18 protein-coding genes are annotated in these 19,234 nt (G+C 74.8%); 8 read left to right on the top strand and 10 right to left on the bottom strand.

The genetic code is table 11. The features are described from left to right. Nucleotides 1-72: 72 nt before the first annotated feature. A complete protein-coding gene (locus HD595_RS30310; protein ID WP_253774927.1) occupies nucleotides 73-1,338 on the bottom strand; it encodes a ribonuclease D in 1,266 nt (421 codons plus the stop codon). A gap of 45 nt (nucleotides 1,339-1,383) precedes the next feature. After that, nucleotides 1,384-1,980, bottom strand: coding sequence for a DUF3000 domain-containing protein (locus HD595_RS30315; RefSeq protein ID WP_175602294.1), 597 nt, complete (start codon nucleotides 1,978-1,980; stop codon nucleotides 1,384-1,386). Nucleotides 1,981-2,503: 523 nt separating this feature from the next. On the opposite strand from HD595_RS30315, the gene hemE reads away from it, so the two are divergent. Further along, nucleotides 2,504-3,526, top strand: a complete 1,023-nt coding sequence (gene hemE / locus HD595_RS30320) for a uroporphyrinogen decarboxylase (protein ID WP_253774929.1) — start codon at nucleotides 2,504-2,506, stop codon at nucleotides 3,524-3,526. A gap of 62 nt (nucleotides 3,527-3,588) precedes the next feature. Here the strand turns inward: hemE and HD595_RS46160 are convergent, their stop codons facing one another. Then, on the bottom strand, nucleotides 3,589-4,680 hold the full coding sequence (locus tag HD595_RS46160; protein WP_301309639.1) for a DUF4349 domain-containing protein: 1,092 nt from the start codon (nucleotides 4,678-4,680) through the stop codon (nucleotides 3,589-3,591). Between the two features lie 170 nt (nucleotides 4,681-4,850). Here HD595_RS46160 and hemG point away from each other — a divergent pair, with 170 nt between their 5' ends. From hemG to HD595_RS30340, 3 genes are all read left to right on the top strand, one after another. Further along, nucleotides 4,851-6,257: a protoporphyrinogen oxidase gene (gene hemG, locus HD595_RS30330; RefSeq protein ID WP_253774931.1), complete on the top strand. Its 1,407-nt coding sequence runs from the start codon at nucleotides 4,851-4,853 to the stop codon at nucleotides 6,255-6,257. 4 nt (nucleotides 6,258-6,261) lie between these two features. Continuing rightward, nucleotides 6,262-6,963, top strand: coding sequence for a hydrogen peroxide-dependent heme synthase (hemQ, locus tag HD595_RS30335; RefSeq protein WP_253774933.1), 702 nt, complete (start codon nucleotides 6,262-6,264; stop codon nucleotides 6,961-6,963). 96 nt (nucleotides 6,964-7,059) lie between these two features. Then, the gene (locus HD595_RS30340) at nucleotides 7,060-8,490 is read left to right on the top strand and encodes a hypothetical protein (protein ID WP_253774935.1); all 1,431 of its coding nucleotides are present in this window, start codon (nucleotides 7,060-7,062) and stop codon (nucleotides 8,488-8,490) included. Nucleotides 8,491-8,675: 185 nt separating this feature from the next. Here the strand turns inward: HD595_RS30340 and msrB are convergent, their stop codons facing one another. Beyond that, a complete protein-coding gene (gene msrB, locus HD595_RS30345; RefSeq protein ID WP_253774937.1) occupies nucleotides 8,676-9,077 on the bottom strand; it encodes a peptide-methionine (R)-S-oxide reductase MsrB in 402 nt (133 codons plus the stop codon). Nucleotides 9,078-9,424: 347 nt separating this feature from the next. Between msrB and ligD the strand changes: the two genes are divergently transcribed. Beyond that, entirely contained in the window at nucleotides 9,425-10,429 is a 1,005-nt protein-coding gene (gene ligD, locus HD595_RS30350) for a non-homologous end-joining DNA ligase (RefSeq protein WP_253774939.1), read from the top strand. Between the two features lie 236 nt (nucleotides 10,430-10,665). Here ligD and HD595_RS30355 read toward each other — a convergent pair whose 3' ends face one another. The 4 genes from HD595_RS30355 to HD595_RS30370 are packed head-to-tail and all read right to left on the bottom strand — an operon-like array spanning nucleotide 10,666 to nucleotide 15,144. Further along, the gene (locus HD595_RS30355) at nucleotides 10,666-11,640 is read right to left on the bottom strand and encodes a tetratricopeptide repeat protein (protein WP_253774941.1); all 975 of its coding nucleotides are present in this window, start codon (nucleotides 11,638-11,640) and stop codon (nucleotides 10,666-10,668) included. Nucleotides 11,641-11,658: 18 nt separating this feature from the next. After that, nucleotides 11,659-13,098 (bottom strand): aldehyde dehydrogenase family protein, encoded by a 1,440-nt coding sequence (locus tag HD595_RS30360; RefSeq protein WP_253774943.1) that lies wholly within the window; start codon nucleotides 13,096-13,098, stop codon nucleotides 11,659-11,661. A 59-nt stretch (nucleotides 13,099-13,157) separates the two neighbouring features. Next, nucleotides 13,158-14,615, bottom strand: coding sequence for an MFS transporter (locus HD595_RS30365; protein ID WP_301309641.1), 1,458 nt, complete (start codon nucleotides 14,613-14,615; stop codon nucleotides 13,158-13,160). Nucleotides 14,616-14,649: 34 nt separating this feature from the next. Beyond that, the gene (locus HD595_RS30370) at nucleotides 14,650-15,144 is read right to left on the bottom strand and encodes a cupin domain-containing protein (RefSeq protein ID WP_253774945.1); all 495 of its coding nucleotides are present in this window, start codon (nucleotides 15,142-15,144) and stop codon (nucleotides 14,650-14,652) included. 108 nt (nucleotides 15,145-15,252) lie between these two features. Here HD595_RS30370 and HD595_RS30375 point away from each other — a divergent pair, with 108 nt between their 5' ends. After that, nucleotides 15,253-16,269, top strand: a complete 1,017-nt coding sequence (locus tag HD595_RS30375) for a LysR family transcriptional regulator (RefSeq protein WP_253774947.1) — start codon at nucleotides 15,253-15,255, stop codon at nucleotides 16,267-16,269. Nucleotides 16,270-16,355: 86 nt separating this feature from the next. Beyond that, complete coding sequence (gene pgeF / locus HD595_RS30380; protein WP_253774949.1) at nucleotides 16,356-17,063, top strand: peptidoglycan editing factor PgeF; 708 nt, start codon at nucleotides 16,356-16,358, stop codon at nucleotides 17,061-17,063. 92 nt (nucleotides 17,064-17,155) lie between these two features. Here the strand turns inward: pgeF and HD595_RS30385 are convergent, their stop codons facing one another. Both HD595_RS30385 and HD595_RS30390 read right to left on the bottom strand, forming a co-directional pair. Further along, nucleotides 17,156-18,046: a maleylpyruvate isomerase family mycothiol-dependent enzyme gene (locus HD595_RS30385; protein WP_253774951.1), complete on the bottom strand. Its 891-nt coding sequence runs from the start codon at nucleotides 18,044-18,046 to the stop codon at nucleotides 17,156-17,158. Further along, nucleotides 18,046-18,606 (bottom strand): sigma-70 family RNA polymerase sigma factor, encoded by a 561-nt coding sequence (locus HD595_RS30390; RefSeq protein WP_253774953.1) that lies wholly within the window; start codon nucleotides 18,604-18,606, stop codon nucleotides 18,046-18,048. The genes HD595_RS30385 and HD595_RS30390 overlap by 1 nt, the downstream gene beginning before the upstream one ends. 185 nt (nucleotides 18,607-18,791) lie before the next feature. Here HD595_RS30390 and HD595_RS30395 point away from each other — a divergent pair, with 185 nt between their 5' ends. After that, nucleotides 18,792-19,217: an OsmC family peroxiredoxin gene (locus HD595_RS30395; RefSeq protein ID WP_253774955.1), complete on the top strand. Its 426-nt coding sequence runs from the start codon at nucleotides 18,792-18,794 to the stop codon at nucleotides 19,215-19,217. The last annotated feature ends 17 nt before the right edge of the window (nucleotides 19,218-19,234 follow it).

Below are 19,234 nucleotides of genomic sequence, written 5' to 3' on the forward strand. Positions count from 1 at the left end.
TTTCGGGGAAAGCGCTTTCCCGAACGGTAAAGCCGAGCCGCCGGAGGCGTCAAGTGCCGTCGGCGGCTGGTGTTAGAGCTCGCCCTTGGTCTCCAGCCGGGCCAGGGACCGGGCCAGCGGGCGGGCGGTGAGGGAGAGCTGCCACTCGCGGACGCCGAGCTCGCGCAGCCGCTCGGCCACGCTCTCCTCGGTGATCTGCTTCGGCGGCTCCCAGGTGAGCCGCCGGACCGCGTCGGGCTGCAGGAGGTTCTCCGTCGGCATGCGGTGCTCGTCGGCCAGCGCGGCGACCACGGCGCGGGCCGCGGCCAGCCGCTTGGCGGCGGCGGGGTCGCGGTCGGGCCAGCGGTTGGCCGGCGGCGGGCCGTCGCCCGGCGTGCTCGGCTGCGGGAGCTGCGTGTCGGGAAGCGCCCGGGCCCGGCTGACCGCGCTCAGCCACTCGCTCATGTAGCGGCGGGCGCTGCGGCCGGTGAACGGCGCGATCTCCGTCAGCGCCTTCTTCGTGCGCGGCACGTCGAGGGCGGCGGCCACGATCGCCGAGTCGGGCAGCACCCGGCCGGGCGCCAGGTCGTTCTCGCGGGCGATCCGGTCGCGCATCGTCCACAGCTCGCGCACGATCGCCAGCGCCCGCACGTTGCGCACCTTGTGGATGCCGGACGTGCGCCGCCACGGGTCGGAGCGGGGGACGGCGGGCGGCGTGCGCAGCACGGCGGCGAACTCCTCGCGCGCCCACTCCAGCTTGCCCGCCTCCTCCAGCTCGGCGTGCAACCGGTCACGCAGCTCGACGAGGACCTCCACGTCGAGCGCGGCGTAGCGCAGCCAGTCCTCCGGCAGCGGCCGGGTCGACCAGTCGGCGGCCGAGTGGCCCTTCTCCAGCCGCAGCCCCAGCACCATCTCCACCATCGTGCCGAGCCCCACCCGCTCGTAGCCGAGCAGCCGGCCGGCCAGCTCGGTGTCGAACAGCGCCCGCGGCCGGAACCCGACCTCCAGCAGGCACGGCAGGTCCTGCGAGGCGGCGTGCAGCACGACCTCGGCGCCCGCCACGGCCGCGTCCAGGCCCGACAGGTCGGGGCAGGCGATCGGGTCGATCAGCGCGGTGCCCGCGCCGGCCCGGCGCAGCTGCACCAGGTAGGCGCGGTTGCCGTAGCGGTAACCGGACGCGCGCTCGGCGTCGACGGCCACCGGCCCGCTGCCGCGCTCCACCGCCGCGACCACCTCGGCCAGCGCGGCCGCGTCCGACACGACCGGCGGTATGCCCTCGCGCGGCTCCAGCAGCGGCACGACCGGGCGCTCCGCGCCGGTGGCGACGCCGCCGCTGTCCACGGTTCGTTCTTCTGTCATGAGTTCACCGCTCTCATGACGGGGATGACGTGTCGACTGGTGCCCTCACTTCGTACGGTCACTCTCCGGATCTTCGCGCCTGCGGGGGAGGGGCGCCACATCGGGCGGAAGCGGCGGGATCCCCGCGGCCACGCACATGAGGTCGCACCAGGCGGCCACGTGGCCGGAGAGGTCTTCCTGGGTGGGGGACCAGGAGGCCCGCAGCTCCAGCTCGGTGGTGACCGGGTCATCGGCCTTGTTGCCGAACCCCTCGGACACCGCCCTTGTCACCGTACCGCCGGCCGCCGAGTAGTCGGCGTGGTGGGCGTCCAGGGCCTCGGTCAGCCAGCTCCACGCCACCGGGCCGAGCAGCGGGTCGGAGGTGATCTCCGGCTCCATGTCGGCGCGCACGTAGGCCACCAGCCGGAACGGGCCGTCCCAGCCGCGCTGCCCGTCGGGGTCGTAGAGCAGGATCAGCCGGCCCACGGCCAGCTCGTCGTCGTCGCGGTAGACCGACGCGCCGACGGCGGCGGACCAGGGCGCCAGGCGCTGCGGCGCGGGCAGGTCCTCCAGCTCGATCTCCGGCCTGACCTCGACCTGGCGCAGGCTCTCGGCCGCGCGCCTGAACGCCGGGGGAGCCGGCGGCCGGTCACTCGAGGTCATGGTCGCAGCGTAGGCCGGGGCCTGGGGGAACGGGACCACGGGGGTGCTCATCGTGCCTGCTCAACCCGCTGCCGCAACCCGCTGGCGGGCGGACGGTGACGGGATGCGCCACGACCCGGCGGCGGCGCCGGTCACAGGCCGGGGCGTGGCATCGGGGACGGCCGTGGGGACGGCGCCTGCGGCGGCGCCGGTCATCGCACCTGTCATCGCAACGGGGCCTTTCTTCGGATCGTGGCTCCGACGTTGGCACGCCTGACCGACAATTCCCCGCAACGCGCTCGGCGTGTCCCGAAAGTGGATGCTGAATCGGTGCCGCGCGGTCGCTTGGCGAACATTTGGTCCAGTCAAGACCGGCATTCTGGTCGCCCATGGGGTGTGTTCGACCCGCGTGAGCGCCCAGGGCCCGGTCAGCCGGTAAAACTCCATCTGACTATTCGATCATGATTTGGGGTGTTCAACGCATACTTTTCCGACAGCTCGTGCCGATGCGGGGACCGGCGCGAGGTCATGGCACCCTTGGAGGGTGAATCTCGCCGACTCAGCGTTCCTGCGCGCCTGCCGCCGCCAGCCCGTCCCGCACACCCCGGTCTGGTTCATGCGGCAGGCCGGCCGGGCGCTGCCCGAATACCACACGGCCCGCGGGGGCGTGCCGATGCTCCAGGCGTGCGCCACGCCCGACCTCGTCGTCGAGATCACCATGCAGCCGGTCCGCCGCTACGGCGTCGACGCGGCCGTCTTCTACAGCGACATCGTCGTGCCGCTCAAGGCCATCGGCGTCGACCTCGACATCAAGCCCGGCGTCGGGCCGGTCATCGCCCAGCCGATCCGCGAGGAGGCCGACCTCGACGCGCTGCGTCCGCTGGAGCCCGACGACGTCCCCTACATCACCGAGGCGATCCGGGCGCTGACCGGCGAGCTCGGCGGCACGCCGCTCATCGGCTTCGCCGGCGCGCCCTTCACGCTCGGCGCCTACCTCATCGAGGGCGGCCCGTCCCGCAACCACGACCACACCAAGGCCATGATGTACGGCGCGCCCCGCCTGTGGCACGCGCTGATGGACCGCCTGACCGGCATCGTCCTGGCCCACCTGCGCCTCCAGGTCGAGGCGGGCGCCTCGGCCCTCCAGCTCTTCGACTCCTGGGTCGGCGCCGTCGCCCCCGCCGACTACCGCGAGTACGTGCTGCCCTACACGCGCCGCATCTTCGAGGGCCTGGCCGACCTCGACGTGCCCCGCATCCACTTCGGCGTCGGCACCGGCGAGCTGCTCGGCCTGCTCGGCGAGGCGGGGGCCGACGTGGTCGGCGTCGACTGGCGGGTGCCGCTGGACGAGGCCGCCCGCCGGGTCGGGCCCGGCAAGGCGCTGCAGGGCAACCTCGACCCGGCGATCCTGCTCGCCCCGTGGGAGGCGGTCGAGCGCAAGGCCCGCGAGGTGCTGCGCGAGGGGCGTCAGGCCGAGGGGCACGTGTTCAACCTCGGGCACGGCGTGCTGCCCTCCACCGACCCCGACCAGCTCAAGCGGCTGACCGACCTGGTTCACGAGTCCTGACCCGCCCGGCCGTCCGCCCGCGCAGGACGCGGCGGGAACGGCCGGCCCGGCCGTCCGCTCGCTCAGGACGCGGCGGGAGCGGCCGGCCCTGGCGGAGGCGGCGGCTCGGGGCTCTCGCCCCGCACGGCCGGTGCGGCGCCTTCGGGTCCGGCGGATGGTGCGGCGTTCTCCGGCCTCACCGGTGGCGGGGGCGGCGGGAAGCCGCCTCCGGGGCGCGCGGGCGGTGGTGGCGGGACGGCCCGGCGGCGGCCGCTGCGGCGCGCCAGGAAGACGACCAGCGCGACCACCGGCGCCACGAGCAGCAGCCAGGGCAGCAGCACGCCCAGCACGGTGAGCGCCACCTTCACGAACGACACCAGCGCCTTCCAGCCCGTCGCCAGCCCGCCGAGGAAGCCCGGCGGGTCCTCCGACGGCGGCTCGACCACCGTGACCGGGCCGACCACGTTCAGCGTGAGCGTGGCCATGCTCACCTGCGTCGCCAGCTCCTTCTGCTGCGCCTGCAACGACTCCAGGTCCGCCTCGCGGGCCGCGATCTCCCGCTCCACCTCCAGCACCTGGCCGATCGTGTTGGCCTTCTTCAGCAGCGTGCGCAGCGAGTCCAGCGCCTGCTGCGCCGACCGGAGGCGGCTGTTGACGTCGGCCACCTGCATGGTGACGTCCTCGGTGCCCTGGTCGAGCGAGAGCTGCTTGCCCAGGTCCCGGCCCAGGCTCGCCAGCACCTCCGCGTACCGCGCCGGCGGGATCTTGAACTCCAGCTCGGCGCTGCCGTCGCCGCCGTCGGACGAGTTCGTCTGCTCCTTCGCCAGGTAGCCGCCCGCGCCCGTGACGACCTGCTTGGCCTTCTGGACCGCGGCCGTGACCTCCTTGGCCCGCACCGTCATCCTGGCGACGTAGACGACCTGCCGCTCCTGGGCGGTGACCGCGACGTCCGAGGCGATGTTCTTGCCGGCCGTCCGGCCGGCCCCGTCCTGGGCCTCGGGCCGGCGGGTCGCCTTCGCGGCGCCGTCCGCGGCGACGGCGGGCTCGTCCGCCGGGGAGGCCTGCGCCCCGGACGTGGAGCGCAGGTTCGAGCTTCCGCCGCAGCCCGTCAGGCCGGTCAGCAGCAGGGCCGCGCACGCGGCCGCCAGCGCCGTGCCGTACTGGAATCTCCTCATGCCCTTGTGACGGATCGCGCCCTGGAGGGGTTTGATCGAATCCGTCACGGTACGGTCACGTGCGCGCGTCGGCGGCGAGCGATCCCGGAGCCGGAGACGGCGGCGTCCGGCCGGGTCGGACCGCGCCCCGGGCGGCCGGGCGGAGCGCGGAGACGGTAGCGTCTGGAGGCGTGGAACGGAATCGGGCGCACGTGGTCGTCGTCGGCGGCGGGATCTCCGGTCTGGCCGCGGCATGGCACCTCCGCCAGGCGGGCGGCGATCGCATCAGGGTGACGGTCCTCGAAGGCGGCCCCCGCGTCGGCGGCAAGCTGCACGCCTCCGAGGTCGCCGGGATCAGCGTCGACGCGGGAGCCGAGGCCGTCCTGGCCCGGCGGCCCGAGGGCACGGAGCTGGCCAAGGCGGTGGGGCTCGGCGACGACCTGGTCGGTCCCAGCTCGGCGCGGGCGGCCGTGCTCAGCCGGGGCACGCTGCGGACCATGCCCAAGGCCCAGGTCATGGGCGTGCCCGCCGACCTGACCGAGCTGGCGAGGTCCGGCATCGTCTCGCCCGGCGGGCTGCTGCGGGTGCCGATGGACCAGATCCTGCCGCCCACCCTCGTCCGCACCGACGTGTCCGTGGCCGCCTACATCCGCGCCCGCATGGGCGGCGAGGTGCTCGACCGGCTCGTCGAGCCGCTGCTCGGCGGCGTCTACGCGGGCCGCTCCGACCGGCTGTCGCTGGAGGCGACGATGCCCCGGGTGGCCGCCGCCGCCCGCTCCGAGCGGTCGCTGCTGAACGCCGCCCGCCAGATCGTCGAGGAGGCGCCCAGCGCCGGCGGGCCCGTGTTCGCCACCCTGCGCGGCGGCCTCGGCGCCCTGCCCGAGACGGTCGCCAAGGCGTCGGAGGCGGAGATCCGCACCGGCGTGACCGTCCGCGAGCTGCACCGCACCGCCGAGGGCTGGCGGCTGGTGACCGGGCCCGTGCCGCGGCCCGAGGTGGTCGAGGCCGACGCCGTGATCGTCGCCACCCCCGCCACCGCGGCCGCCCGCCTGCTCAAGGCCGAGGTGCCCAAGGCGTCGGCCGAGCTGTCGCGCATCGAGTACGCCAGCATGGCCATCGTCACGCTCGCCTACGCCGCCGAGGCGTTCCCCGAGCCGCCCGGCCAGAGCGGCTACCTGGTGCCGCCCGTCGAGGGCAGGCCGGTCAAGGCCGTCACGTTCAGCTCCGTCAAGTGGCCCCACCTGGCCGGCGACGGACTCGTGCTGCTGCGCTGCTCCATCGGCCGCATCGGCGAGGAGCACCTGCTCCAGCGCGACGACACCGAGCTGGTCGCGCTCGCCATGGCCGAGATGGCCGACGTCATGGGCGTGCGCGGGCTGCCCCTCGACACCCGGGTCACCCGCTGGGGCGGCTCCCTGCCCCAGTACAACGTGGGCCACCTCGACCGGGTCGCCCGCGTCCGCGCCGCCGTCGCCGTGCAGCCCGGGCTCGCGGTGTGCGGGGCCGCCTACGACGGTCTCGGCGTACCGGCCTGCGTCGCCACGGCCCGCACGGCCGCCGCCCGGATTCTGGACCACCTGTCCCTGCGGGGAGAATAGAGCCATGACAGAGGGCGCACCGCGGCTCAAGGCCCGCGATCTCAACCAGGTGATCCGCTACACGATGTGGTCCGTCTTCAAGGCGTCCGGGCCCCTGCCCGCCGAGCGCGAGGGCATCGGCGCGGAGGTCGGCGAGCTGCTGGAGCAGGCTGCGCTGAAGGACGTCGTCACCCGCGGCGTCTACGACGTGGCCGGGTTCCGCGCCGACGCCGACTACATGTTCTGGTGGCACGCCCCCACCCCCGAGGACCTGCAGGACGTCTACTCCCGCTTCCGCCGCACCGAGCTGGGCCGCCACAGCGAGCCGGTCTGGTCGGCCATGGCGCTGCACCGGCCGGCCGAGTTCAACAAGTCGCACATCCCCGCGTTCCTCGCCGAGGAGCAGCCCCGGGCGTACGTGAGCGTCTACCCGTTCGTCCGCTCCCTGGAGTGGTACCTCCTGGACGACTCCGAGCGGCGCGCCATGCTCGCCGAGCACGGGCAGATGGCCCGCGGCTACCCCGACGTGCGGGCCAACACGGTCGCCTGCTTCGCGCTCAACGACTACGAGTGGATGCTCGCCTTCGAGGCCGACGAGCTGCACCGCATCGTCGACCTCATGCGCGAGCTGCGCGCCGCCCAGGCCCGGCGGCACACCCGTTTGGAGATCCCCTTCTACACCGGCGCCCGCAAGCCGATCACCGAGCTGGTCGCCGCGCTGCCGTAGAACGGTCAAGGGGAAGTTGGCGATCCCCCTGCATTGATCTACCCGCTGCGTCAGACTCGGGGTTGACGGCGGGTTGTCACGTTCCAGGGGGGCGCCTTGACCATGGGCTGGGGCAGGCACGGAAGGCATCCGTACGGTGACGGTCCGTGGGACGGGCTCCCGCCCGGGCTGCTGCCGGAGGACCTTCCGTACGGGGACGACGAGGCGGTGGCCAGCGCGTGGGAGCGGCTCGTCGGGGGGTGGAGATGCGGGACGGGCGACGGGTGGCCCGACGGGGACGGCTCGCCCGGCTGGGAGCCGGACGCGGCGACCGCGCCGTTCCGGTGGGAGGACTCGTACGACGAGAGCGCGCGACACGACGAGGCCGGGCAGCATGACGTTCCCGGGCGGCATGACGAGGCCGAGGGATACGACGGGATCGGGCGGCACGACGAGGCGCCGGGGCGCGATGAGGTCGGGCGGCGCGAGCAGGCAGGGCGCCATGAGAGGCGGGCGACCGGCCGGATCGCCCGGCGGATCGGTCGCCGTGTCGCCCGCCGCGTCGCCCGGCGGATCGGTCGCCGGGCCGGTCGGCGGGGCGATCAGCGGCCCGGGCGTGCGGACAGGCAGGGGCGCAGGCATGCGCGGGTGTCCGGGGCGCGCGGGCGGCGGGGCGTGGCACGCAGGGCGTGGCTGGTGTGGGTGTCGGCCGGTTCGGTGCTGCTGGCGGGCGGGGTGGCCCTGCTCGGCGGCGGGCCTCTCGACGCGGTCTTCTCCGCGAACGGGGAAACGGGCAGGGGCGACGGCGGCCGAGGGACCGCGCCCGGGGTGAGCCGTACCGCGGCCCGAGCCCTGAGCCCGGAAACCGGCGACGGCCCACACGGCGGCACGCCCGGAGACGGCGTGCTCGCGGACGGCGCCCGGCAGGACGTGACCGGGCAACGTGCGGCGGGACAGCCCGAGGCCGGAGGCCGCGCGGATGTGACGGGCGGCGAACCGGCGGCCCGTTCGACCGTCCGGCAAGCGCCTCCTCCCGCGGCCCCATGGGCACATGGCGCCTCGCCCCGGGCCACCTCCACCTCTCGACCGGCGACCCGTCCGACCGCCCCCTCGGCAGCCAGGACACCGGCCACCCCCTCGGCCGCCAGGACCCCGGCGACCCGGCCGTCCCCCGGCACAGGGACGGACGGAGCGGTCCCCACCACCGCGACACCCCCGCCCGGCGGCACCGCGACGACCGGTCGGACCGCGACCGAGTACTTCCGTACCCGATGGGGCTCCCGGGACGACGCCGCCCGGCACCTCACCGACATCCGCACCATCGGCGGATATCTCCGCATCTACACGGACCTGCCCGAGTCGGCGGCCAACTCCGCCGCCGCCCTCACCCTCTGCTACCGGGGCCTCGAATACCTCCGCCGGACGGGCGCGGCGCACCCCGTGGTGTTCGTCCAGGCGCGGTTCGGCGAGAACGGCAACCCGGTGCTGGCCAACATCCTGGGCCCGGCCGACCCGACCTGCCGCGTCACGCACCCCGACCCCGGCTGAACGGCCGATCCCGGACGCGGGGCCGGGTCAGCGGACGCGGACGCGGGTCTTCCAGCAGACCTGGCAGCGTTGCGTGATGACCCGGCCGATGGCCTCGACCGTCACCCACCGGTGACGCAGATGCGCAAGGGTCACCACGCGCTCCTACCCGTGCCGGACGGACGGTACGCGCCGCCGCCGCCCGTTCACTCCTTCGGCTGGAGCCGCAACGACACGGAGTTGATGCAGTAGCGGTCGTCGGTCGGCGTGGGGTAGCCCTCGCCGTGGAAGACGTGGCCGAGGTGCGAGTCGCAGCGGGCGCACCGCACCTCGGTGCGGACCATGCCGAGGCTGCGGTCCTCGATCAGCCGCACGGCGTCCGAGTCCGACGGCGCGAAGAAGCTCGGCCAGCCGCAGTGCGACTCGAACTTGGTGTCCGACCGGAACAGCTCGGCCCCGCACGCGCGGCAGGAGTACACGCCCTCGGTCTTGGTGTCGACGTACTCCCCGGTGAACGGCCGCTCGGTGCCGGCCTCCCGGAGGACGTGGAACTCCTCGGGGGAGAGCTGGACCCGCCACTCGGCATCGCTCTTGACCACCTTGTCCATGTATCCAGCGTACGAGATGCGGCAAAAAGAGATCTCCGTTGGGGGAAGCATCCGTTCTGGGGGGTATTCGCGTCTTTGTAGGCAAGGGGGTGTCATCGCCTCCTGCTCTGGGTGGGATCACTCGCCTGATCGCCCGAGCGGCACAGCCCACGCCCGTGCTGGCGCCGCGCGGTGCGGTCCGCGCTTGTCCGGGCGGCGCGCCAGCGCCCGTACGAGCCGCGCACGCGGGTGATCTTCAGGTCCGTCCCGTCGAGCCCTCGGTCCCGCCACCGAGGCGGGCTCCGGGACGGACCCGCCCACCCGGGGGTTCGCGGGCTTTGTCGGTGGGCCGGGGTAGGTTCGGTGGCATGGCATCGCCGTACATTGAGCTCGAGGTGGGGGAGCGGACCGTCAAGGTCACCAACCCCGACAAGGTGTACTTCCCGGAGATCGGGGTCACCAAGCGCGAGCTGGTCGAGTACTACGTGAGCGTCGGCGACGGCGTGCTGCGGGCGCTGCGGGACCGCCCGACCAACCTCAAGCGCCACCCCGACGGCATCCACACCGAGGCGATCTACCAGAAGCGGATGCCCGCCAAGCACCCCGACTGGCTGCAGACCGTGACGGTCACCTTCCCCAGCGGGCGCCAGGCCGACTCGCTGCGGGTGACCGAGGTCGCCGCCGTCGCCTACTGCGCCAACCTCGGCACGGTCGACTTCCACCCGTGGCAGGTGCGCGCCGCCGACGTGGAGCATCCCGACGAGCTGCGCGTCGACCTCGACCCGCAGCCGGGGCTGGGGTTCGACGCGGCGCGCCGGGCCGCGTCCCTGACCCGTGAGGTGCTGGCCGACCTCGGCATGACGGGGTTCGTGAAGACCTCGGGCAACCGCGGCGTGCACATCGCGGTCCGCATCGAGCCGCGCTGGGACTTCGTCGAGGTGCGGCACGCGGGCATCGCGCTCGCGCGGGCGGTCGAGGAGCGCGCCCCCGACCTCGTCACCACCGCGTGGTGGAAGGAGGAACGGGGCGAGCGGGTGTTCGTCGACTTCAACCAGAACGCCCGCGACCGCACGGTCGTCAGCGCCTACTCGGTGCGGGCCCGGCCCGCCGCGACCGTCTCGGCGCCGCTGACGTGGGAGGAGCTGGAGGACGCCGACCCGGCCGACTTCGACGTGCGCACCATGCCGGCCCGCTTCGCCAAGGTGGGCGACGTGCACGCGGCCATCGACGAGCGGGCCCACTCGATCGAGCCCCTCCTGGAGCGGTACGCCGAGGACGGCCGGGGCGACCTGCCCTACCCGCCGAACTACCCGAAGATGCCCGGCGAGCCGCGGCGCGTGCAGCCCAGCAAGGCCCGCCCCGGCGGCGACTGACCGCGGTCCCGGCACGTGGTTGCGGGGGCGCCGTTCCGCACGGCCGGCCCCCTCCGATCGCCGGGGCGTTCGGGCTCTACCGGCCGTGCGGCCTTTCCGTCGCGCCCGGAGTGCGGGCGCGTGTCTGGAAGGTAACCCAGCGTCCGGGGCTACGGAGGCTTGCCTGGGTTGAGGGATCTTCTACCGGGAGGGGCGAACTTCTACCCGCCGGTGGGGTTTTCTCCTCCCGGGAGGCGTCAGGCGTCGCCGAACTCCAGCCGCAGCGCCCGGGTGAAGTCCGCGACCGCCTCCTCGTGGCGCTCCAGATCCTGGAGGATCTCGCCGCGCACCCGGAACGCCCACACGTACTCGGGGTCCAGCTCGATCGCCCGGTCCAGGTCGCGCAGGGCCGCCTCGTCGTCGCCCAGCTCGCTGAGCACCGCGCCACGGCTGCCCAGCGCCCGGTCGTTGTCCGGGTCCAGCTCGATCGCGCGGTTCAGGTCCGCCAGCGCCTCGTCGTAGCGGTCGATCATGCGGTACGCCTCGCCGCGCCTGCTGAGCGCCCGCGCGTACTCGGGGTCCACGCCGAGCGCCCGGGTGTAGTCGTCGATGGCCTCGGCGTAGAGCTGGAAGCGCTGGTACAGCTCGGCCCGGGCCAGCCACGGGTACGCCTGGTCCTGGTTGAGCGCGATCATGCGAGCGTGGACGTCCAGGGCGGCGTCCATGCGGCCGAGGTCGGCCAGGGCGTCGGCCTTGCCCTCCAGCACCCAGAACGACTCCGGCGTCAACGTCAGCGCGTGGTCGAAGTCGGTCAGCGCCTCCTCCAGCCGGCCCAGCGCCGCGTACACCTGGCCGCGCGAGCCGAGCGCGTACGCGCTGTCCGGCTCCAGGCGCAGCGCCTCGTCGAAGTCGGTCAGGGCCGCGTCGAACCGCCCGATCAGCCGGTGGCTCTCGCCGCGCAGCCGCCACGCGCGGGCGCTGTCCGGATCCAGGGCGATCGCCTCGGTCAGGTCCGCGATGGCCGCGTCGTGGCGCGACAACGCCACGTACGACTCGGCCCGGCTGCGCAGCACGGACGCCCGCGAGCGCGCCGCCTCCTCGGACAGCTCCACGGACACCCGGGAACGCGCCGCCTCTTCCGGCAGCCCCTCGGGCGCCGGGCCGTTCCCGGCCGTGGCGCCCGTCCGGGCAGGCTCGCCGTCGATCTCCTCGCTGATGATCCCCTCGCTCATGGCCGGGAATCTATCTGACTAGATCTGAATGACGGCGGCCTTTTCCCGGGTGTACTCGAGGACACCGTCGTGCCCGTACCCGCTGTCCTTCACGCCGCCGAACGGCAGGCCCGGCGGCATCTGCCGGAACGTGTTCACCCACACGGTCCCGGTCCGCAGGTCCCGCACGAACCGGTGGGCGCGTCCCAGGTCACGCGTCCAGACACCCGCCGCCAGCCCGTACGCGGAGTCGTTGGCGACGCGCAGCGCCTCCTCGTCCGTCTCGAACGGGATCGCCACCGCCACCGGACCGAAGATCTCCTCCTGGCAGACGCGCAGCCCGTTGTCCGTGGTCGTGTACAGCGTGGGCGACACCCAGTAGCCGCCGGGCAGGTGCGGCACCGCCTCGGCGCCCCTCCTGCCGCCGAAGACCAGCTCCGCGCCCTCCTTCTCGGCCAGGTCCAGGTACGATGTGACCCGCTCGTACTGGCCGCGCGACACGATCGGCCCCATCGTGGTGTCCAGGTCCAGCGGGTCGTCGAGGACCAGGCCGGACGCGACGCGCTCCATCCGTCCCAGCATCTCGTCCCAGATCGAACGGTGGATCAGCATCCGGGAGCCGGCCACGCAGACCTGTCCCGCGTTGCCGGTGTAGACGGAGTTCACGGTCAGGCCCTGGGTGGCGGCGTCGAGGTCGGCGTCGGGGAAGACGATGTTCGGCGACTTGCCGCCCAGCTCGAACGTCATCGGCTTGAGCGCGTCGGCCGAGGCCCGGGTGATGACCTGGGCGGTGGCCGTGGAGCCGGTCAGGCTGATCTTGTGGACGCCGCGGTGCCGTACGAGGGCGTCGCCGACCTCCTCGCCCACCCCGCTGACGATGTTGAGCACGCCGGGCGGGAACACCTCGGCCAGCAGCTCGCCCAGCCGCAGCACCGACACGCTCGCCTGCTCGGCCGGCTTGACGATCACGGTGTTGCCCGCCGCCAGCGCGTAGGCGGCCTTGGCGGAGAACGTCGAGATCGGGGAGTTCCACGGGATGACGCACAGGGCCACGCCGTACGGCTCGCGCCGGGTCATCCCGAGCGTGTCGGGGCCGAGGATGACGGTGTCGCCCTTGACGGCGTCCAGGCATTGGCCCGCGGCGAGCTGCCACAGGTACGCCATGCCGGGCAGGTCCTTGGTGAGGGTGTCGCGCAGGATCCGGCCGTTGTCGCGGGTCTCCAGCCGGGCCAGCTCCTCGGCGTGCTCGGTGAAGACGGCGCTCACCTGGCGCAGGACGTGCGCGCGGGCCAGGGCGGGCAGGGCCGACCAGCGGGGGAACGCCTTGCCCGCCGCCTCCACGGCCGCCTCGGCGTCCCGGGGGCCGCTCGCGGGGACGCGGGCCCACACCTCCCCGGTGGCGGGGTTGACGGAGTCCATGGTCCTGCCGTCGGCCGCGGGGACCAGCCGGCCGCCGATGAGGTTGCGATAGTCGCTCACTCGACCAAGCATATGCTTGCTTGACTACGGGTGCCAGCGCGAGCCGCGCGTGGTGGCCCTCACGCGTGCGACGGCCCCGAGGGCGGTGCGGGCGACGCGGTGTCGGCCGGAGGCGCCGTGGTGCCGGCCGGTGGCGGTGCCGGGGCGTCGGCGCGGGCCCGGGTGGCGACGGCCACGAGGGCGGCCAGCAGGGGGAAGAGCGCCACGACCACCGGCGCCCGGGACGTGCCCAGCCACACCGCCGACGCCGCGGTGACGGCCGACCCCAGCCCGCCGCCGACGAAGAACGTCAGGTTCAGCAGCCCCATGCCCGCACCACGCAGGGCAGGCGGCAGCCGCGCCGACAGGTCGCCGATGATCACCACCTGGGTGAGGGCGAACGCGGCCAGGCACAGCGAGGCCGCGGCCACGGCGGGCCAGGGACCGCCCCGGCCCGTCGCCGTGACGGCCAGAGCCGCTGCCGCCGCCACCGCGGTGCCGGCCAGCACCAGCCGGCCGCCGCGCGCCGAGAGCAGCCCGGCCCGGCGCGACAGCACCGCCCCGACCGCCGCCCCGGGAAGCAGCGCGACACCGATGGTCAGCACGCTCCAGCCATGGACTCCGGCCAGGATCTGCGGGATCACGTACATGGCGGCGAACAGGCCCGCGAAGACGCCGACGCCGATCGCGGCCCCGATCCGGTGGACCGCCGCGCCGACCAGCGCGCGCGGGACGAAACCGTCCGGCCGCCGCGCCACCCGCCACACGAGCGCGCCGCTCGCCGGCACGAACCCCGCCACGAGCCCCAGGACGACGGGCCCGCCGAGGCCGAGCGTCCTGGACTGGACGATCACGAGCAGGGTGCTCACCGCAGCGGTCAGCGCGGCGGCCCCGGCGACGTCGATCGGGCGGCGCGAGCCCGGCCGTACGGCCAGCCGGAGGCAGAAGGGGGCCGCCACGACCGACAGCACCGGCAGCACGAGGGTGACCCGCCAGCTCAGCCAGGTCGTGACCACGCCGCCGAGCAACGTGGCGACGGACGCGAAGACCGCCATCACCATGCCGTAACCGGCGAGCACCCGGCCGCGTTCACCGGGGTCCACGCCCGCGAGCAGGGCGGCGCCGACCGCCGCCACGCCCCCGGACCCGGCCGCCAGCAGCAACCGCCCGCCGACCAGGACACCGAGGGAGGGCGCCGCGAGGCACACCAGCGCGCCGGCGGCCAGCAGCAGCGACGCGGCCGGCAGCGCGGCCCGCGCGCCCCTGGAGTCCGCCAGCCGTCCGAAGACGGCGGTGCCGACGCCGAGCGCCAGCGCGTGCGCGGTGAGGACCCAGGCGACCTCGGCGGGGGCGGCTCCCAGCGCGGCGGCCACCTTGGGCAGCGCCACGGCGGCGGCCGTGACGCCGAAGACCGACGGGCCGAACAGCCCGCCGAGCCGCACGGCCGTCGACAGCGGCCCGATCCGCCCACCCGAGGCCGTGCCCGTGCCCGCGCCCGCGACGACGGGGGCTGGGACGGGGGTGGGTGTGGAGGTCATCGGGCGGCCTCCGAGCACGGGGCAGGTGCGGGGGTCATCGGGCGGTCCCCGTGGACGGCGAGCCATCCGCCTGCACGAAGTGGACGTCGTAACGCTCCTGCTCCGCCAGCAGGCCGTCGAAGGGCTCCAGGCCGTGCTGGACGCGCCCGAGCCGCCGGAAATACCCGAACCGGTCGACGCCCGGCGTCAGCACGGCCAGCAGGTCCGCCCCGGCGTCCGGCGCCGCCCGGAACGCGTGCGGCACCCGCGGCGGCACGACGACCAGGGCGCCCCGGGTGACGGTCAGCCTCTCCTCGCCGAGGAGGAACTCCAACGTGCCGTCCAGGACGTAGAACAGCTCGGTGGACAGCGCGTGGTAGTGCGGCCTGGCGCCGTCGCGGCCCCGCCCCAGGGCGAGCCGGTTGGCGCCCAGCGCGCCGGCGGTGTCGCTCGCGTCGGCGAGCAGGGTGAACGCCCCGCCCGCCGGCAGCTCGACCGCCTCCGCGGCCCCCGCGGGCACGACAAGGGCCTGTGACGTGGTGAAAGTCATCCTCAGCTCCTTCCAGGATCGGGATCCATTGCAGTCCGGGAAGACAGCGCGAACCAGAAGCGGTTGTCACCTACAGCCATCACCGATCGAGATGAATCGAGGGCGTGGGTGGAGCTGAGGCAGCTCGCGTATTTCGTGGCGGTCGCCGAAGAGGGCGGCTTCGGCCGCGCCGCCGAGCGGCTGAGCATCGTGCAGTCGGCCGTGAGCCAGCAGGTCCGCCGGCTCGAACGCGAGCTCGGCGTGTCCCTGTTCACCCGGACGACCCGGCGCGTGCACCTGTCCGGGGCGGGCGAACGCCTGCTGCCCGAGGCGCGGGCCGTGCTGGCCGCCGCGCACCACGCCCGGCAGGTCGCCGCCGACGTGCGCGCGGGCAGCGACGGCGTCCTGCGGCTCGGCATCGTGCAGGGGCCGGGCGACCGGGTCTACCGCACGCTCGGGGCGCTGGCCGATGTCGCGCCGCGCCTCCAGGTCCGCCCGCGGCGCCTCCCCCTGCCCGATCGGCTGGCCGCCGTACGCTCGGGCGAGCTCGACGCGGCGCTGGTCCGCGCGCTCACCGACGCCCCCGGCCTGGAACTGCTGCCGGTCTGGACCGACCCGCTGTACGTGGCCCTGCCCGCGGAGCACCCGCTGGCGCGGCCGGCCGAAACCTGGTCCGAGGAGCCGGCCGGGTACCCGCTGGCGCGCCCGGCCGGAGCCCGGGCTGAGGAGTCGGTCGGGCATCCGTCGGCGCGTCCGGCCGCAGCCCAAGTCGAGGAGCCGACCAGGCTCCCGTCGGCGCGTTCGGCTGGGCTCCGGATCGAGGACCTGGCCGGGCTCCCTCTCCGGCTGGCCCCCCGCGAGGGCAACCCGCCCTTCCACGACCTGATCATCGGCGCCTGCCGGGCGGCCGGGGTCAGTCCGCCGCTCGGGCCGCCGTTCACGACGTTGCAGGAGACCCTGACCGACATCGGCGTCGCCGCCCCCTCCTGGACGGTCTTCTACGAGGTGGCCGGCCTGCCGGACGTCCCCCGCGTGGCCGTCCGGCCGCTCGCCGGGCACTCGGTGACCACCTCGCTGGCCGTCCTCCCGGGCGTGCCCGCGCCCGCCGTCCGCCACCTGCTGCACGCCCTGACCCGGGTCGCCTGACCGCAGCGCCCGCCTCCGCCGACCCCGGCGCCCGGGGCGGCTGACCCCGGCGTCCGGCTCGGTGGGGCCGCACTAGGATCAAGGGCATGGAGCTGGCGCCGGGGGTCCACGTCGCGTTCACCGACCGCCACGGAGGCGTGAGCGCGCCCCCGTACGGGTCGCGCAACCTCGGTGGCCTGGTCGGCGACGACCCCGAGGCCGTCCGCGCCAACCGCGCGGGCGTGGCCGCCGAGCTGGGCGTGCGGGCCGTGGTGTTCATGCGCCAGGTCCACGGCGCCGACGTCGCGTACGTGAGCGAGCCCTTCGGCGACGACCCGCCCCCGCTGGACGGCGTCTTCACCACCGAGCCGCGCCTCGCCCTGGCCGCCCTCGGCGCCGACTGCCCGGCCGTGCTGGTGGGCGATCCGGAGGCGCGGATGGTGGGGGCCGCCCACTCCGGCCGTCCCGGCACCGAGGCGGGCGTGGCCACGGCGCTCGTCGACGCCATGACCGCCAAGGGCGCGGCCCCGGAGCGGATGACGGCGATCGTCGGGCCGGGCGCGTGCGGCCGCTGCTACGAGGTGCCGGCCGAGCTGCGCGAGCGCGTCGCCTCCCGGGTGCCCGCCACCTGGTCCACCACCTCCTGGGACACTCCGGCGCTCGACCTGCGGGCCGGCATCGAGGCGCAGCTGCGCGCCGCCGGCGTGACCGACGTGCGCCACGACGCGCGCTGCACGATCGAGTCGCAGGAGCTCTACTCCCACCGCCGCGAGCAGCCCGGCGGCCGCTTCGCCGGCCTCATCTGGCTGGCCTAGCCGCCCCGCCCGACCACGCGGCAGAAGACCGTCAGGCCGCGCGGGAGAAGACCGCCCGGCCGCGCGTCACAGGACCGGCCGGCCGGTGCGCGTCAGGGGCCCGCCAGGGCGGGAGCGGTGCGCAGCACGTCGCGCGCCAGCCCCACATCCCCCTCCAGCTCCGCCGCGAACGACTCCGGCTCCCCCCGCCCGCCCAGCAGGAAGCAGAACTCCACCACGTCCGCCGTGATCCGCGCCTGCGGCTCACGCGCCCCGGTGTCGGCGACTCCCAGGGGAACGTGCCACTCGCCGCCGCCCGCCCCCGTCAGCGTGAGATGAACGGCCCGCCCCGCGCCGTCGAGCCCCGACAGCAGCATCGTCCACGGCAGCAGCCGCGCGCACAGGTCGGCCGTCGGGTGGATGTGTTCGGGCACCGGGTGCGGCAGCCGCAGCGCGGCCGCCCGGGCGGCGTCGTCGGCGTGGATCCACGTCTCCAGGGTGCGGCCCAGCACGTGGTCGCGCACCGCCGTCTCCATGCCGTCGAGCGTCGCCGGCGCCTCGGGCGCGAGCGCGGCGAGATGCCGGCACAGCGCGTCGGCCTGGGCCCGCCAGTCGCGCCGCGTCTGCTCCGGGCTGCGGGCCCGTTCGTGCGCCTGCACGTCGGCGGTGCGGCCCAGCGCGTCGGAGGCCGTGATCGGCGGCCCGAGGACCGGGGCGCCCACCGCGGCGGCGAGCAGGCCGTCCTTGGCCGCCAGATGGGCGACGAGCTCCTGCAGGTTCCAGCCCTCCACCACCTCGCGCGACCAGTCGTCGTCGCCGGCCGAGGCGAGCAGGGCGTCCATGGCCGCCACCCGGCCCGCGTACGGCCGCGCCCAGGCGGCGGTGGGGGCGGCCGGGCGGCGCCGGGCGCGGGCGCCGGCGAGGAGCTGCGGGCGCAGGGAGCCGGCCGGCGCCTCGGCGTCCTCCGTCAGCGCGTCCAGGTAGAGACGGTCCACGGGCTCCATCACACCTCCTCCTCTGCCAGCGCGTCGGCCAGGCGCCGCAGCGCCAGCCGGATCCGCGACTTGGCCGTGCCCTCCGGCACGCCCAGCTCCTCGGCCACCTGCCGGTACGTCCGGCCACCGTAGTAGGCCAGCTCCACCGCCTGTCTCAGGCCGTCGGGTAAGGCCGTGACCGCCCGCCGCACGCGCTCGGCCTCGTCGGCGGCCAGCACCGTCTCCTCCAGCCGCGGGGGCGGCGGCTCGAACAGCCGGGGGCCCAGCGTGGAGACCCGGCGGCGCTCCTCGGCCCGCACGTGGTCGACCGCGCGGCGGTGGGCGATCGTGGCCAGCCACGCCCGCAGCGTGCCCCGGTCGGGATCGTAGGCGAGGGGACGCTCCCAGAAGATCAGGAACACCTCCTGCGTGATGTCCTCGGCGATCACCCGGTCCCTGGTGACGCGCAGCGACAGACCGAAGATCAGCGCGGAGAGGTGATCGTAGACCTCCCCGAGTGCGGCCTCGTCGCCGCCGACCACCCGCTGGTGCAGCAGGCGGTCGTCGTACGGCGCCTCCACTGGCACCACGCTCCCGACGATCTCCCGATGATCCGGACCAAGGCGGCCGGTGCGCCGCGACCCGAGCATGCCACTATTCGCGGCGGAAGGTGAGCCGGATGAACCCGGTCCGGCCCCGGGTTCACGGCTCCGGCCAGGGGAGGGACAAGCTCACGGTAGGGTCGTAAGTCCACCAACGAGAGGGAGGAAGCGTCATGGCAACCACCCGCACCGCCACCACGCAGTGGAAGGGCGCCCTGATCGACGGCTCGGGCAACGTGTCGCTCGACACGTCCGGCGTGGGCACGTTCGAGGTCACCTGGGCCTCGCGCTCCCAGGAGGCCGGCGGCAGGACCTCCCCCGAGGAGCTCATCGCCGCGGCCCACTCCTCGTGCTTCTCGATGGCGCTCTCGCACGCCCTGGCCGGCGCCGGCACGCCGCCCGAGACGCTGACCACCAGCGCCGACGTCACCTTCCAGCCGGGCGAGGGCATCACCGGCATCGTCCTCACCGTGCGGGGCCAGGTCCCCGGCGTCACGGCCGAGCAGTTCCAGGAGGCCGCCGAGACGGCCAAGGCCAACTGCCCGGTGAGCAAGGCCCTCGCGGGCACGACGATCAGCCTGAACGCGCAGCTCCTCTAGCGAGATCGTGATCGCGA

The organism is Nonomuraea roseoviolacea subsp. carminata, from assembly GCF_024172185.1.
In the GTDB taxonomy this organism is placed as follows: Bacteria; Actinomycetota; Actinomycetes; order Streptosporangiales; family Streptosporangiaceae; genus Nonomuraea; species Nonomuraea roseoviolacea.